This is a genomic window from Halostella sp. PRR32 (assembly GCF_034808085.1).
Lineage (GTDB): Archaea > Halobacteriota > Halobacteria > Halobacteriales > Natronoarchaeaceae > Halostella > Halostella pelagica.
Genome location: NZ_JAXHGL010000001.1, coordinates 916,642 through 930,584 on the forward strand (window position 1 = coordinate 916,642; position 13,943 = coordinate 930,584).

16 protein-coding genes are annotated in these 13,943 nt (G+C 58.4%); 8 read left to right on the forward strand and 8 right to left on the reverse strand.

The features are described from left to right. Window positions 1-3: 3 nt before the first annotated feature. From SM753_RS04915 to SM753_RS04940, 6 genes are read right to left on the reverse strand one after another with little or no spacing between them, the layout of a single operon-like run. A complete protein-coding gene (locus tag SM753_RS04915) occupies window positions 4-2,721 on the reverse strand; it encodes a hypothetical protein (RefSeq protein ID WP_323190751.1) in 2,718 nt (905 codons plus the stop codon). Beyond that, on the reverse strand, window positions 2,721-3,749 hold the full coding sequence (locus tag SM753_RS04920; RefSeq protein ID WP_323190752.1) for a hypothetical protein: 1,029 nt from the start codon (window positions 3,747-3,749) through the stop codon (window positions 2,721-2,723). Before SM753_RS04920 ends, SM753_RS04915 begins: the two co-directional genes overlap by 1 nt. 3 nt (window positions 3,750-3,752) lie before the next feature. Then, the gene (locus SM753_RS04925) at window positions 3,753-4,340 is read right to left on the reverse strand and encodes a hypothetical protein (RefSeq protein ID WP_138798009.1); all 588 of its coding nucleotides are present in this window, start codon (window positions 4,338-4,340) and stop codon (window positions 3,753-3,755) included. Continuing rightward, window positions 4,327-4,629 (reverse strand): hypothetical protein, encoded by a 303-nt coding sequence (locus SM753_RS04930; protein WP_138798010.1) that lies wholly within the window; start codon window positions 4,627-4,629, stop codon window positions 4,327-4,329. Before SM753_RS04930 ends, SM753_RS04925 begins: the two co-directional genes overlap by 14 nt. Before the next feature lie 8 nt (window positions 4,630-4,637). After that, the gene (locus SM753_RS04935; RefSeq protein ID WP_138798011.1) at window positions 4,638-5,102 is read right to left on the reverse strand and encodes a hypothetical protein; all 465 of its coding nucleotides are present in this window, start codon (window positions 5,100-5,102) and stop codon (window positions 4,638-4,640) included. Between the two features lie 34 nt (window positions 5,103-5,136). After that, complete coding sequence (locus SM753_RS04940) at window positions 5,137-5,523, reverse strand: hypothetical protein (RefSeq protein ID WP_323190753.1); 387 nt, start codon at window positions 5,521-5,523, stop codon at window positions 5,137-5,139. Window positions 5,524-5,671: 148 nt separating this feature from the next. On the opposite strand from SM753_RS04940, the gene SM753_RS04945 reads away from it, so the two are divergent. The 8 genes from SM753_RS04945 (at window position 5,672) to SM753_RS04980 (ending at window position 10,832) form a co-directional block, all read left to right on the forward strand. Further along, window positions 5,672-5,899: a hypothetical protein gene (locus tag SM753_RS04945; RefSeq protein ID WP_138798013.1), complete on the forward strand. Its 228-nt coding sequence runs from the start codon at window positions 5,672-5,674 to the stop codon at window positions 5,897-5,899. After that, on the forward strand, window positions 5,889-6,515 hold the full coding sequence (locus SM753_RS04950; protein ID WP_323190754.1) for a hypothetical protein: 627 nt from the start codon (window positions 5,889-5,891) through the stop codon (window positions 6,513-6,515). The genes SM753_RS04945 and SM753_RS04950 overlap by 11 nt, the downstream gene beginning before the upstream one ends. After that, window positions 6,505-6,783: a hypothetical protein gene (locus SM753_RS04955; RefSeq protein WP_323190755.1), complete on the forward strand. Its 279-nt coding sequence runs from the start codon at window positions 6,505-6,507 to the stop codon at window positions 6,781-6,783. The genes SM753_RS04950 and SM753_RS04955 overlap by 11 nt, the downstream gene beginning before the upstream one ends. Further along, window positions 6,783-7,565 carry a hypothetical protein gene (locus SM753_RS04960; RefSeq protein ID WP_323190756.1) on the forward strand — a complete coding sequence of 261 codons (783 nt, stop codon included), beginning with the start codon at window positions 6,783-6,785 and terminating at the stop codon, window positions 7,563-7,565. Before SM753_RS04955 ends, SM753_RS04960 begins: the two co-directional genes overlap by 1 nt. 293 nt (window positions 7,566-7,858) lie before the next feature. After that, window positions 7,859-8,221, forward strand: coding sequence for a hypothetical protein (locus SM753_RS04965; RefSeq protein WP_323190757.1), 363 nt, complete (start codon window positions 7,859-7,861; stop codon window positions 8,219-8,221). Continuing rightward, complete coding sequence (locus SM753_RS04970) at window positions 8,211-8,393, forward strand: hypothetical protein (protein ID WP_323190758.1); 183 nt, start codon at window positions 8,211-8,213, stop codon at window positions 8,391-8,393. Before SM753_RS04965 ends, SM753_RS04970 begins: the two co-directional genes overlap by 11 nt. A 310-nt stretch (window positions 8,394-8,703) precedes the next feature. Then, window positions 8,704-9,861: a hypothetical protein gene (locus SM753_RS04975; protein ID WP_323190759.1), complete on the forward strand. Its 1,158-nt coding sequence runs from the start codon at window positions 8,704-8,706 to the stop codon at window positions 9,859-9,861. Between the two features lie 2 nt (window positions 9,862-9,863). Further along, window positions 9,864-10,832 (forward strand): hypothetical protein, encoded by a 969-nt coding sequence (locus tag SM753_RS04980; RefSeq protein WP_323190760.1) that lies wholly within the window; start codon window positions 9,864-9,866, stop codon window positions 10,830-10,832. Window positions 10,833-10,872: 40 nt separating this feature from the next. Here SM753_RS04980 and SM753_RS04985 read toward each other — a convergent pair whose 3' ends face one another. Further along, on the reverse strand, window positions 10,873-11,499 hold the full coding sequence (locus tag SM753_RS04985) for a site-specific integrase (RefSeq protein WP_323190761.1): 627 nt from the start codon (window positions 11,497-11,499) through the stop codon (window positions 10,873-10,875). 309 nt (window positions 11,500-11,808) lie between these two features. Continuing rightward, entirely contained in the window at window positions 11,809-13,821 is a 2,013-nt protein-coding gene (locus SM753_RS04990; RefSeq protein ID WP_323190762.1) for a hypothetical protein, read from the reverse strand. Between the last annotated feature and the right edge of the window lie 122 nt (window positions 13,822-13,943).

Here is a 13,943-nt window from a genome sequence, read left to right on the forward strand (position 1 = left end):
CGGCTACCACCTCCCGAAGACGTCTTCGGCGAGGTCGTCCGCGTCAGCGAACTTGGTGTCCCACCGGACGTCCGCGGACTCGATTGAGCCACCCCCACCTCCGAAGTCGCCGTTCGGGTCCGGATCCGGACGAGGGAGTCGCCGGTTCGACGAACTCCCTGACCTCGTCGTTGTTCTGGTTGCGGTTCGTGTTCCGGTTCTGGTCGCAGTCAGGGCGCTTTCCGCATCGAGTAACGACGTAGCCGTCGTATCGAACGTTCCCCGAGTGTCAGTCAGTGTCTCCGTCCGAATTCGCGTATCAGGTCGTTCTCGGGTTGCCTGTCCCTGTGTGGCGTAGAGCCCGCGCTGGTCCTCCTCGAAATCGGTTCTGGTGGTCGTCAGCTCCTCGTCCGGTGTCGTCTGTGCGAGAGCGGAGCGCTCGTCAGTCGACGTATCAGGCCGAACAGCCGCGGTCGCGGCGAGTGTTTCAGTCGGACGTCCTCCTGTCGCACCCGTTGCGCGAGTCTTCTCTGCCACGCGGGTTTTCTGCCGAGTGCGCGTCTCGGTCTCCGCCAGGCTTTTGGTCGATTGCTCCGACCGGCGGCGTTCCTTCAGGAGGTCGAGTTCCCGCTGATAGGCCTCTTCGCTCGGGTACGTATCTTTCGGCGGTAGCTCGTCCTCGACAGTCCGTGCTCGCTGATCCTCCCCCATTTGAACCCGGATCTCCTCGTCGAGACCCTGTTGGTTTGAGGATCCTGTCGTTTGGCTACTGTCTCCCTCGAACTTCTGTCGAGCCCATTCTTCGGGGGTTGGATCCGATGGGTCTGCTTCGGGATGGTCGCGAGATATCGTTTTCGTGACTTCGGATTTCGACTCCGTCTCGCTTCGCCGCTTCCGCTTGAAATTCGCTTGTGCCCGTGTATCGCCAGATAGCTCCCTGGCCCGTCCGAACTCAGATTTGACTCGCGCTCTCGCCGATTGAGTTCGCTGACCGAACTCCTGCCGAACACGGCTCCCCGCCGCACGAGATCTCTGACTCAGCTCTTGTCGGGCTCGCGAACTCGCTGCACGTGCCCGTTGTCCCGTTCCAGAGGCACGTCGGACAGCGCTACTTGCTGCCGTCCCTGTCAGTACACCGCCGACCACTGTTCCTCCCGTCTCGACTGGGTTGTTCGCGGCATACCGACCAGCGAGGCCTGCGGCGACGGCCCCCTGATTGACGACGGTATTCGTTCGATCGATAGTTTCGCCAGGATTGACAGACACGGCCGCACTCCCGACGTACGCGCCAGCTTCTGCCACTTCCTTCGTTGCCGACCCGATAGCGTACGGATTTACGCTCCGCCCGACGCCGGAAACGACTGCCTCGGTGCCGCTCTCGACCGGTCCTGCCCCTCGATTGTTGGTTTCGACGCCGGCTGCATCGTACGCGGACGTATCCGCAATTGGAACATCTGTCTGGCCGGCCTGGTCGACAACTTGGGCCGCATCTCCCGCTCGGTCGCCGACGTAGGCCGAGGCGTCATCCCATCGTTCGGATCCCTCGTTCAGCACTGATTCGAGGGACCGGTCGTTGATCGATATATCGATATCGCCGACATCCTCGACGTCTTCGCCGAGGTTCGCGTTCGGGTTGAGTTCGTTCCGCTGGTCGGCCAGCAGGCCCTCGTCAGTTGCCATCCCCGGCGCGGCAATGTCCGTCCGAGTGCTTTGAGTCGGAGTCTCCGGACCTGTCTCTATCGCGTCCTCTGCCGAGATCGGCTTGGTGTCCGCACTGTCGACGGATTCGGAGCCAGTGGAGACCTCGACCTCGTACTGGTCCACCATTAGGGTGTCTGCCTCCGATCCGGCCTCGTCGAGAAGCCGCCGGTCACCACCTGCCTGTGAGGCCATCCCTTCGCCCGCTTCTGACACGGTGACATCTTCGGGATCGACGCCCTCGCGCTGGCTCGCGACCTGGTGGCGGATCTGCTCGCGCTCGCCTTGGTCAGTCAGCGCGATCTGGTATCCTTCGTCGGTCTGTTCGATCTGGTAATCCTCTCCGCGGTCGAGGTTCAGGTTCTGTTCCTCGACCTGCTCTGCTACGAGGTCGCGCTGCGAGGATTCGCGAACGTCGACGTTATACTGACCGTCCTCGCGAGAGACGGTCAGGTCCTCCGGGTCGAGGGAATCGTTCCCTGCCGCGACCTCCTCCTTGACTTCCTTCCGACGCTCCATCTCCACGACCTGGTCGCCCGTCATCGTCCGCTCCGCTACCAGCTGATCATCCTCGCGACGGACGGCGACCTGTGACGGGTCGTCGAGCCTGTTCGACTGTTCCAGGACTTGCTGTTCAAGCTCGCTCGCCTGTTGGGCTACGTCGCCGTCGCCCGCCTCGACGCCCTGCCGTGGCTCGTGCTGCGCATCTGGATCGTAGTCCGCCGGGACGTTCACGCCCGGTTGTGGTTCGCCACCGCCGGTCGTCGGTGTGTCGGGCGACCCGCCAGAGTTACTGGACCCACTTGACGAGCCGTCAGTCTCACTACCGCCGCTCGACGAATCGCCGACGCTGTCTTCTGTCGTCCCGGCAGTGCCCGGGTCACGGACGTGCCCTCCCGGAGAGCCATCTCCAGGCGTGTTGGCTTGTGAACTGGCCCCGTCTCCAGTCGACGTACTCGTATCGGCCTCGTCGGAAACGTCGACCGTCTCTTCGTCGGGGTCGTCCCCGCCACTGCCGGTACCGGGCGCGGTCTGGTTCGCCATTACAGACCCCCCGTCAGGAGACTACTCCAGCGGAGCGAGTCCAGCATGAGGGAGATCTCGGAGCCACCCCCACCGCCGCCGCCACCGGCGATGAACTTGTTCATCGCGAACAGGATCGCCAGCGTCAGCGCGACGCCGAGGACCACCGCGCCGATCAGGTAGAACGCGAACTTATTCCCGCCGTCGTCCATCTCGGCCATCCGACCGAGGTCGTTCTGCTCCTCGAGGTCCTCCTGGGTGATCTTCTGGTAGTGCATCTCGAACGCCTTCTCCCAGCTGAGAACGAGGCCATCTGCGCCGCCCGGCGCTTGTGCGTCGACGAGAACGTCTTTCCCGCCGTCGGCCATCGGACGCTCGGCGTAGCGGCCGAGATCGCGCTCGGCGGCGAGATAGGCCTGGACTGGCTCGAACACCTCGGCGCTCTCGCGGAGCGTCCAGACGACCGGCACCTGGCCGAACATCTGGTACGGCGAGTGGCCTTCGCCGGCGGCACTGTAGCTTTCACCGTTCAGTGTCTGGTACTCCGTTTCTTCGGAGTTCCAGCGAGCGGCGCGGGGGTAGACCTGACGGTCCCCGTACGCGGCCATCACGAGCGCGTCAGCGCCCGTGACTTTCCGCTTCATGTTCATCCCGCCCTTGATCATCCCGTCGGCGATGTTACCCGACTTCGGGATGTAGCGCAGGACTTTGTACACCGGCGCCGTGACGAGTTTCTTGACTCCGGTGCCGAGAGCCCGAAGCGAACTCCCCGAGTCCTCCACGTCTCTGGCGAGGTCGTCGTAGTTCGTCTCGTCGGCGTCTTCGATCTCGTCCGGCTGTTTCACATCCTGTTCGTCTTCAACAAGCGCTTTCGCCTCATCGCGCAGTTCCGCGTACAGGTACTCTCCTTCCTGCCAGACGGACACCTGTTCCCGGTCGTCAACCTCGTCGTACTGCGCGAGGACCTCATCCTCTATCTCTTTTTTCTGCTCGACGAGTCGATCCTCGTCGAGGGACTGGCACGCATCGTACTGATCTGGTATACTCATGAGTTATCCGAAGAACCGCTTTTGAGCCTTCCCGAGACGGCTCTGGGACTCGCTGTCGTCGACCCGCCGCATCTGGGTCTCGATATGCGTGTCCGCCGTCTTCGAGAGGCCGGTGTGGTTGATTCCCAGGTACTGCATCGCCGTCCGGACCTCCATCAGCGACGTCCGGATCGCGGCGCGCTCGTCGTCGGTCCACTTCTGTTTGACCGACTTGTCGTCGCGTCCGTCGACGCGCTGCGCGACCTCGAGGAACGGCCCCGTGCAGAGCCGTCCGTGGTTTCGCTCCTTGATCACGCGCTTGGTCAGCGCCATGTTCAGGAGCTCCAGCTTCTCTCGGTCGTCCGGGTCGTGATAGGTTGTAACGTGCTGACCCGACAGATACGGCCCGAGCACGTCCTCGATCTCCGAAAACTCGGGCGACGTGATGTCCGGGTCCCGAAGGGAGTCGAGGAAGTCCTCCGGGTCCATGTTCGCCATCGGGCTGTTTTCGGCCGCTTCATCGGCACCGAGCCGGGCGGCCTGTGCCTGCGTCTGTTCCTCTTGCCGGAGTTGGGATTCTTCCTCCGGCGACGGTCGGTTAGGTTGTGTCATCGTCTGGAGTCATCTCTGACGTAGGGTATTTGCCGAACACTGCTCCAACGAGGGCGAAGGCGGAAATCAGCGCCATAAACAGGGCAATGCCCTGTGCGGGCTGAGAACTGAACGCGACCCGCGCACCCTCAGACGCAACCTCGACGTTCGCGCTCGCCGGGACGAGAACTCCCCACGCGAGAACGCTCACCAAGAGCGGCGGCTCGACGTGGACGTCGTACTGGTACAGCGCCAGATACGACGACCCGCAGGCCAGCGCGAACACGAGGCCGTATTGTATGATTTGCATAGCTGTCTCTATCGACCACCTGCCCCACCTCCGAGCAATCCGAACGCTCCGATGAGAACACCTCCCGCGACGGGTATCACAAGGGCCGCGATGACCCACAACACCACCTCAAATACGGACTGTCCGAGTGCGGTGAACTCCGTGTCTCGGTCGAGAGAGTACGTGATATCGATGTTCGACGCGTTCGCGAGCGAGCCGTTTTCGTCGGCCCGTATCGACCCGTTATCGGTCAACCACTCGTACTCGGATTCGCTAACGGTCGATCCGTTGTAGTAGACGGTCTCGTTATCGTAGAACGATGTCGTCGCGTCCGCCTCGGACACTTCCGTCCAGGAGGACGTCGAGATCGCGACCGTCTCGTTGTCGACGGTCTCGGTCGTTTCGGGAGCCTCGGCGAAGGCAGTGCTGAGTGTTGGCACTGCGATGACGCCGAATAGCACGAGGACTGCCAGAACGTAGACCGTGTTTTTCATCGAGGATCAGGAGATGGGACGGCGTGTTCGGTGCTTAGCGACCACCGGAACCGCCGAACATGTTCATCGCAACCGATGCCGCACCGACGATGATCGCGACGCCGATGAGACCGAGTGCCGCGGTCCCATACGTGACGTAGTCGCTGGTGAGGTTCGCGAACGGCCCATTCTGGGAACTGATGATGTCCAGCTGGTAGACCTGCGACAGCACGACGATAACCATGAACGCCGTGATCAGCGCTCCTCCGATGCCCTTGATCATCTGCTGCATCGGGGCCGTCGTCATCGTCGGGCCGTCGAGCCGTTGCATCCCTTCGTCATAACATCGTCCGAGAAGCGTCTCGGACTGTGACTCTCCGGGAGATGCCGGACCGTTCGGGTCAGTACTTGTACCGCCAGGATGGGACTGAGCAACACCCATGATTCCGGGCTATCTGTCAGAGGGTATAAATCCGCATACCCGTCATAATATTCGGTTGTAACTGGGTTATACGTCGGATATTCGTCAGTGTGATATTGAGGTATGTCAGGTTGCATGTATTATGTTGTAGTACCCGGCTCGTTCTGATATGTCGCTCCAAGAACAGCCAGTCGTGATCGAAGCGACGAACAAGCCGCAGATCATCGGGACCTCGATCCGAATCACCCTCGATCAGGATTCGCTCAAGAAAGCGGGGATCGACGTGAACGACCCGGAGACAGTGCCCGACGAGATGACGATGCAGTACCACAAAGGCGGACAGCGCGATGGAGAACTCGTCATCGATCTCAAGGAGGCCGCGCCCGATGACCAGTGATTCAGGCGGTGCCGGACCGAAAACCGCCCGCCAGCGCATCATCGAAGATGCGCAGTTGCGGTGCTATGATGCGCGATCCGAATACCAGCAGTCCTCACTACTGCTGTCCGGCCAGGTGTCGCGCGAGCAGGTGTATCGTCTCCAGCAGGCTGTCGCGGACTACTACTGGGCGATCCGGCCACTTCGCGACGAAGACCCGATTCGGGACTGGTGGGATGATGTCACCCTCTCCGAGCAGTGGACGTACACGGTGACCACAACCGAATACGAAGTTCAGGGGTCGCGGGCCGTCCCGGTCGAGGTGACCGAGGAGGTCCCGTACACGGGCCTCGAAACGCTCCGTGACCATCTCGACCAGACTGAGACAGTTACGAAAACGCGGACCGGGATGCGAGGACGTCGGACGGAGCAAGTCACTCGACAGAAGGTTCTCGATGCGGGGGTCCTCGTTGACATCTCCGGGGTCCTGGACGACGCCGCCGACAAGCTCGGATTCAGTCCGGAGGTGAAATCTATCGACCATACCGACGAGGTCGACGAGGAGGACCTCGAGCAACTGTTCGAGCAAGGGCCGCAACCGGTTGCCACTGACGGAGGTGATGGCGATGGCGAGTAGGAACGTTTCCTTCGCCGGCGGGGAATACACAGAACAGTTCGAGGCGGTCGCCGACATCCTCCTCCTGATGGGATTCGGCCTGTTCTTCGCCGGGGTCTCCGCGTTCGTCACGAGCGAACTCATCGTCGCCGAAACGAACGTTTCGGAGCCGGCAGCGCTTCTCATCGGGTACCGCAGGGCCGCCGCGTTGCTGATGCTCGCCATCCACGCGTGGGTCGCGTCAGTTCTCGTTGTCGAGTACCGCGACCAGCAGGAGGTGAGCGATTGATGGCGATCTGCACGGGGCCGTTCTTCAGGCGCGTTGCTGCTCGGAAGAAGAAGGGGATGGACGTGAAGATCACCATCTCGGCGCGAGACGGGGAAACCGGCGTCGGGAAGACGTCACTGGCCGTCTTTCTCGGGAAGTATTTCAACACGTCTTCGAAGCCGTACCGGGCAGAGGAGAACGCTACGTACGACGTCGGCGAGTTCAACGCACTGTACGACCAACTCCCTCGTGGAAGTACGGCGAATCTCGAAGAGGCGGAGCAGTTGGACGCGCGGCGGTCGAACAGTAACCAGAACGTGGAGACCGCCCGGACCTGGGAGACGCGTCGTGTCGACGAGATCACCTCGATCATGACGCTTCCTTCCGTCGCGGAACTCGACCGGCGGATGGAACGACTGCACAACTTCTGGATCAACGTCACGGCTCGAGGCCAGTGTAAGATCTACGCGGCCCACATCAACGACTGGACGCACGACGTGTACTACGAGGGCCTCCAGCAGTTCCGATGGCCGAACATGGACCACGACGAGGACTATCAGAAGCTGGTGGAGATGAAGGAAGAGTGGAACGCCGGTGACGACACCAGCGACTGGGTGCGTGAGCACGAGGTCCGTGAGGAGTTCGAGAAGGAACTGGAGCAGAAGCAGCAGGAAATGCGCGACCGCATCGTCACCAGCGTCTACGAAAATACGGACCTCTCACAGGGTGAAGTGGGGGAGTCACTGCCCGAAGATATGCGCATTAAGCAGCAGCGTGTCGGGCAAATCGTCAACGGTGGCTAAAAACGCATGAGTGCGTACACTATTTGTATTCGGGGCGAAACGGAATCGCCATACGGCAACTGGTTAGAAACAACCCTACCAACCACCAGCGACCAAGACAGTGTAATAGTCACAACACGCGTTATGGTAGAGAAATCTGATTCGTTTGTAGGGACGGTGGGGGGCCGGGGCGGCACCACGCGTGTGATCTCTCCCCCGCTGGGTGGGGGCTCAGACGGGGTTAGTGATCGTCGACGCGGTCTCTCTCGAGGCGGCAAACAAGTTCGATCTCGACGGCTCCAGGAGGGATGCTTGTGACGCTCCTCGGTTCTCTCCAAGAGTACCTCTCTCCCGCTGCTCGTTGTCCCAGCTGCGGCGAGGACGTCACGGAGTTCGACGGCGAAGAGTTCTGTCTCACCCTTGCGTGCGAGTCGATGGTCGTCGAGGCAGAGCAGCCAGAGCCACCGGATCTCGCGCGTGAGGTGGTCGTTCCGATGTGGCCGATGTTCGCGTGGATGCTGCTCGGAGTGTTCGTCCTCCCGTGGAGTACGCCAGACGCGACGCTCTTCGACTTAGAGTTGCATCAACAAGTCTACTCACTGCTCGGTTGGCCTGTGATAATCTACAGTCTCTACCGCGTCTGCCGTGACTGGGGGAGGGCTGAGAATGTCGACTGAGACGCGCGTCTCGGACGGCGACGCGATTCTCCTGTTCTTCATCATCGAGGCGTTGATCCTCTTCGCCTCGCTGGTGGCCTCGGTCTCGCATCCCATCCTCGGCGCGACGATAGCCGCCGTGCTGTTCTGCTACGTTCTCCACCAGTTCCCGTTTCTTGCAAGGGTTTTCTGATTCATCACCCCAAGAAGGTATTTATAGGGTAACACTCACCCACCAGACATGGAACCAAACACTATGCTCCTTCTGGGATTTGGGGCCCGGTAGTAGTCGGAGCTGGGGGGTTCGCTGCTTGGCTCCTCTTCGAAGGACAGGACCGATAGATATCGGTGTCCGACTGTTCCGGGAACTGAGGGCTGAGGCCCGACTGAACCTATCAGTAAGATATAAACAAATTTATTATCAGTCTAGGTTCCACGGTTAATGTAGAATCGTAGCATAGAACAGCCCGTAGAACAACGGACCTGTACGGAGTACATCTAGTATGGATATCTCCCCATCCGACGTCGAGGGCAAGACCACACGGGAAGTCCTCCACGAACTCATCCAATACGTCGTCCAGAGTGACGAAGAGATGGAGGGAAAAGCGACGCGGAGCGGGGACAAAACCGATCTGAACATCTACCTCTGTGATAACCAGGGCTACGAGATCGGCGAGCTCGACGAATGGGTCACTCAGCTCGTCGAAAGCAACAACATCACCGGACACGCTGACAACTACGTCGACAACCACACCTTCTCCGAAACGGTCACGGATGACAATATCTCTCTCGTCACCATCTCAACCCCCGCGAAAAATCGGGAAGACGAGTTCGTCTTTGTGACAAACAACGGGTACTTGTGGGTGTTGACGACGATTCATAGCGATTGGAGGGAGAAGACAATCGAAAATCTGCTCGGGTACCTTCCGTGCGTCGAACGTCTCTACCTCTCCTCTGATGACTTGGAGGACCTTACCGAGCGCATCCGCGACTCACGTATCTCTGGATTCACCGCAAAATACCACGCACCAAACCGGGAACGTGATGCGACACTCACATTCTCCGGCGCGGAACCTGGAGACCTGCAACGGGCCGAAGAGACGTTCGATGCGAAGCCGACCCGCATCGAATTCGATCAGAAAAATAGCCCAACCACGGCGATTCAGGGTGCGAACACGAATGAAGGCCGATTGACGATGCGGTCCGTACGGCGCGGCTCGGAAGCGAAAGCCGTAGAAACACTCCTTGGACTCACTAACGGTTACCAAAGACTCGACCGGCAGAGCTTCGACGTTGACCTTGACCCTACGCTCCGCCCCCTCGAAAACGGTTTTGCCGTAGACGGCTTCACCGCGGTCGAACTCACGAACCCAGATCGCGAAGACGCTACTGAACAGGAACTTATCGCGGAACTCGAAGCCAATGTCCTCAACGGAAACCAGTACCGGTACGGCATCCGCGACGGTGGACGGAAGATCCGTGTGTTCGACAAAGACCACGGCGAGACCTTTGATGTCGCGTTAGAACCGCCGAACATCATCCTTTACGCGCGCGACACCACTACCGCACTCTCTCTCCGCAGCTTCGTCCGCGAAGTCTATGATGACCTTGACTCGACCTACTCGCTGAGTAAAGCGCAGAACCCGGTGGCGATTAAGTAGTCATGGATGAGCTGGCGGAGGGGGAACGACAACGACGCGAAGTAAACACGTATAACCTATTTTACTCCGCGACCACTGCCCGCGCCAATCCGTCACTCGCCGCGCACGACGTCCGCATCCCGATGATGTTCCCCGTCATCGAAGACCGGACTAACGGCGTAAGTGCTGAACCCGACTTCGTCTTGTACGACGGCGCAACGTGCGTACTCGCCGAAATCAAGAGCGGGAACAACATCAACAGACGGCACACCAAGCAGATGCGTGAATGTGCCGGTGTTGACATCGAGACCGCAGAAGACGCGCTCAAAGCCGCACAAATACAGGAGAAGACCGGGTACGACGGCACCGTAACCGCTGTCGAACCAATCATCGTCTACCAGGATCTCGACGAAGTGTACATCGACGAGGCACGCGCGGAATCAGACAATTTCCGTGATACACTGGACGAACTCACCGAATACGCCGTCCTAATGACTCAGGACTACGGCGGTGACCTTCGCGTGCTCGACGGCAGATTCAACGACGATGGCAACCTACAATCCTTGCTGAACCGCGGGGTGGAGCTCCCACGGAATCCGCCAGACACGATCATGCTCACCGAGGGAATGGAACACGAAATCCTCGCGATGGCGATCGTGGATATCTGGGGAGAGCAAGCCGTTGACCACGATAACGGCGTCACTGTGACACGCACCGAAGTTCGCGACTACTTCGCTCCGCAGCATAATGTCGGACTCAGTGAGCTTGACCTTGTCTTCGAATTCTTGGAGGATTTCGGCGCGTGTGACCGCGTGGAGAATCACATGTATGAGTTCACCCGCGACCATATGGGTGCGATTCTTGAAGTCGAATCACAGGTGATGAGCGAATCTGTTGAAGACTATCTGCACGGGGCGGACCAATCGTCGCTTGACGATCACTTCGGTAATGACGACGATGAGGATGACGGCGACGATTCCGAAGAAGAGTAATTTGCGCGCTGCGGGTTACCGTGAGTGGCTCTCTCACGTGTCACTCTAACCCCGCCCGTTCGAACTCGTCGACGATCGTACTCGGGCTCGGCTTCGAGAGGTACGGTTCAAGGCTCTTGTAGTCGTCCCAGCCGCCGATGTCCATCACCACTCTCGGGTTCATCCGCTCCTCGACGAGACACGTGTGCGCGAAGTACCGGCGCAGGTCGTGCGAGCGGACTAACTCGAAGTCCTGGTTACCCGTCTCGTCCGCGGCGGTCTCGGCGGTGCGCTGGACGACGCGCTGGACCGACCGAGACGTGAGATCGACGAGCGGATCGTCGCGGCCGAGGTCGTGCTGCTCGGCGTAGCGATGGATCAGGCGCTCAACGTCAGCTGGCAGGTACGCGTCGCGGGCCTTCCCGCCACCTCCGGTCGTGTCCTTGCCCTCGGGTACGCGCAGGAAGAAGTAGTCCTCATCATCAATGACCTCACGCTGAACGTGACGGCGCTTGATCTGCGGTATCTCGAACGAGCGTAGGCCGACCTCGCCGCCGAGACGGATGATTATCTCGTCGCGGAAGCTCTCGGCGCGGCGTTGGAGTTCCTCGTAGTCGTCCTCCGAGAGCCACACCTTCGGTCGCGGCTGGGCGACATCGTCGTGACTCTTCTCTGTCTCAATTCGCATGTCGGTATTCTCTGGGACAAACAGTCACTTAAGCAGACGAACCCGACATGATCGGCCTGTCGCGAGGGCCGTTTCGGGGCATCCGTGTCTGAGTTATGGGAGAAGAAGTTAATCATTTCAGGATTAAACTCAACCACTAGAATATGACGAGATTCGGGTGAAGACTTCACCATTCTCCGACGGGAGGCTATCAAGTCAACTGGTATATACTATCTTGAGGACGAGAAGGTCCTCTACGAATTCTCTTGTTCGGCGTAACCTTGGTCACATAATTCTGATAAGTGAGGGAGCTATCGATCTATGGAATAATTAAATCTCGCTGTAGACCATCCCACCCAGTTTCACTACTGTGAGTCCACCGAGTAGGAAAACGGACAATGGCACCACCGCTTCAAATATAGATCCAGCAATGAAGCCCCCTGCGGCCATAAGTGCGACACCGACAACAGACATAATGAACGCTGGTGGTTCTGTTATATCCACGTCATCAGGTTGGAGGATTTTCTTGACGCCATAGAAGAGTTTCAGTACGATTCCAGAAAGTAGCAATGTCGTGCCCAATAATATCACCAGCCCTCCAATTTCGAATGATGCCCCTGAGATACCAGCCATTAGAGTTCCGTTCGATCCGTCATCTGCATCTATTCTATCACTTACAGATGTAGTGCTTGCCGTAGCTGTCTGTGCATCGATCTCTAACATCCCTAAATCGTTGGAGTTAACGTGCGTACGAACACTACTCCCAGAGAATCTATCTGTGACCTGGTGTTCAAGACGAACTTCTTTCGTCTCACCAGCGGCAACGCTTACGATTGTTTCTTCTACTGTATCCGAAACAAACCGCCAGCTTAGTGTGATCATCCCGTCAGCGGTGCCGGTGTTTTCAACAGTAATGACAGCAACCGCAGTTGTCCCTGGCTGAATTGGATTCTGTTCATATTCAGTGTTAATAATAGCTATTGAGGAGGATCCAGATACACCACCTGCCTGATCACCGCCATTGCCCGACCCCGACATCGTTCGCCACTCTTGTTGACTGGTATTCAGCTGTGCTTTCAGCCGGTCGGTTACCTGTGTCGCGTACTCCTCGGCTTGGGCCTCGACATCACCATGAGTCTGGAGATCGCCCTGACGGTCCATTCCATACACGACGACTCCATACTGACCCTCTAGCGACGGATCGATCTCACTTGCTGCGACTACTCGGCCGGTAACAATGTACGTCCCTGTTTCAGACTCGGTCACTGTATCTTGGTGGTAATTAGAGATCCCTGCATACGGAACCACATCAGATCTAGAATCAGGCGGTCCCGACAGTAACACCCCGGCATGAACCGTACTATCGCTTACAACCGGAACACATGTCGGTCCTGCTGGTACAAGCACGCTATCGCCACCGCCACACGGCGCAACGGTGGTTAGGAACTCTTGGGTGCTAGTCGTACTACCAACGACCTGTGTTTCGAACCGGACCACTTCGCCGGATAAGTGCTCTCCACGCTGGTTAATTTCGTTCGGGCCGCTGATTTCGTCCGCGACGGGTGTTGTGTCTGCGATAATCAGCCTCGATTCGTCAGAGCCCGCGGCTACGATAGCGTCGACCGTCACCTCTCCACGCATCCAAAACTCCGAATGGAGGCCCAAAACAGGCATTGCTGAATTCATCTCAGCAAACCGCTGTTCGAGTTCCGCATCCGCACTACCGCCGAACTCGTCATTCGAGAGGTTCAGAACGCTCCATCGAGCACTTTGAGCCGGAGATTGCGCCAAATCCAAACTCTGCCTTTCAGCTGAAATTCTCCCGTGATTTTGGTGTACTATTATCTGATTTTGAGTTTCATAGGTGGCAGAGAGTTGTTGGTAGCTCCCAGTCACGCGGATATGCTGTCCATCGTACTGCGATGGATCCGCCTGAACATTTGATAAGGGAACAGGTTCTCCCTCGGTTTCAAAGGAAACATTGTCAGCGAGAATATACGAATTGTAGTGGTTTGGAGGGTCTTCTATTACTGTGCCTTCAACAGTAGCAGTGCCTGTTTGCGGTTCCTGGTCTGTGAACACGATATACCGTTCCCCATCAACGAAGAGAGTAAAGGTGTAATCTCGAACTTCATACGGTGTTGTCTCTGCTAACTCTTCAAGATCATTGAGATGCGACTGTTCCACAGTTGCATACTGACCGACTGAAATCCCTGTAAGCGTCTCAGTCTGAGTCACGTTGTCCGTTGTATTCCTCAAAGTTCGGTCTGCCGCTCCAACGCCTGAGAATCCAGCAATCAGGAGAACCAGTACGGCTGCAACGAGAAGGAAACGACGATCCATATCAACGAGAAATCACGGATATCCTATAAATCTAGGACAACACTACACGAAAATGCGTAAGCCAATTGTTTTCCACTCCTTGTCGGTTACAGAAAGGTCCTTTAGCGGTGTTGGCGTCCATA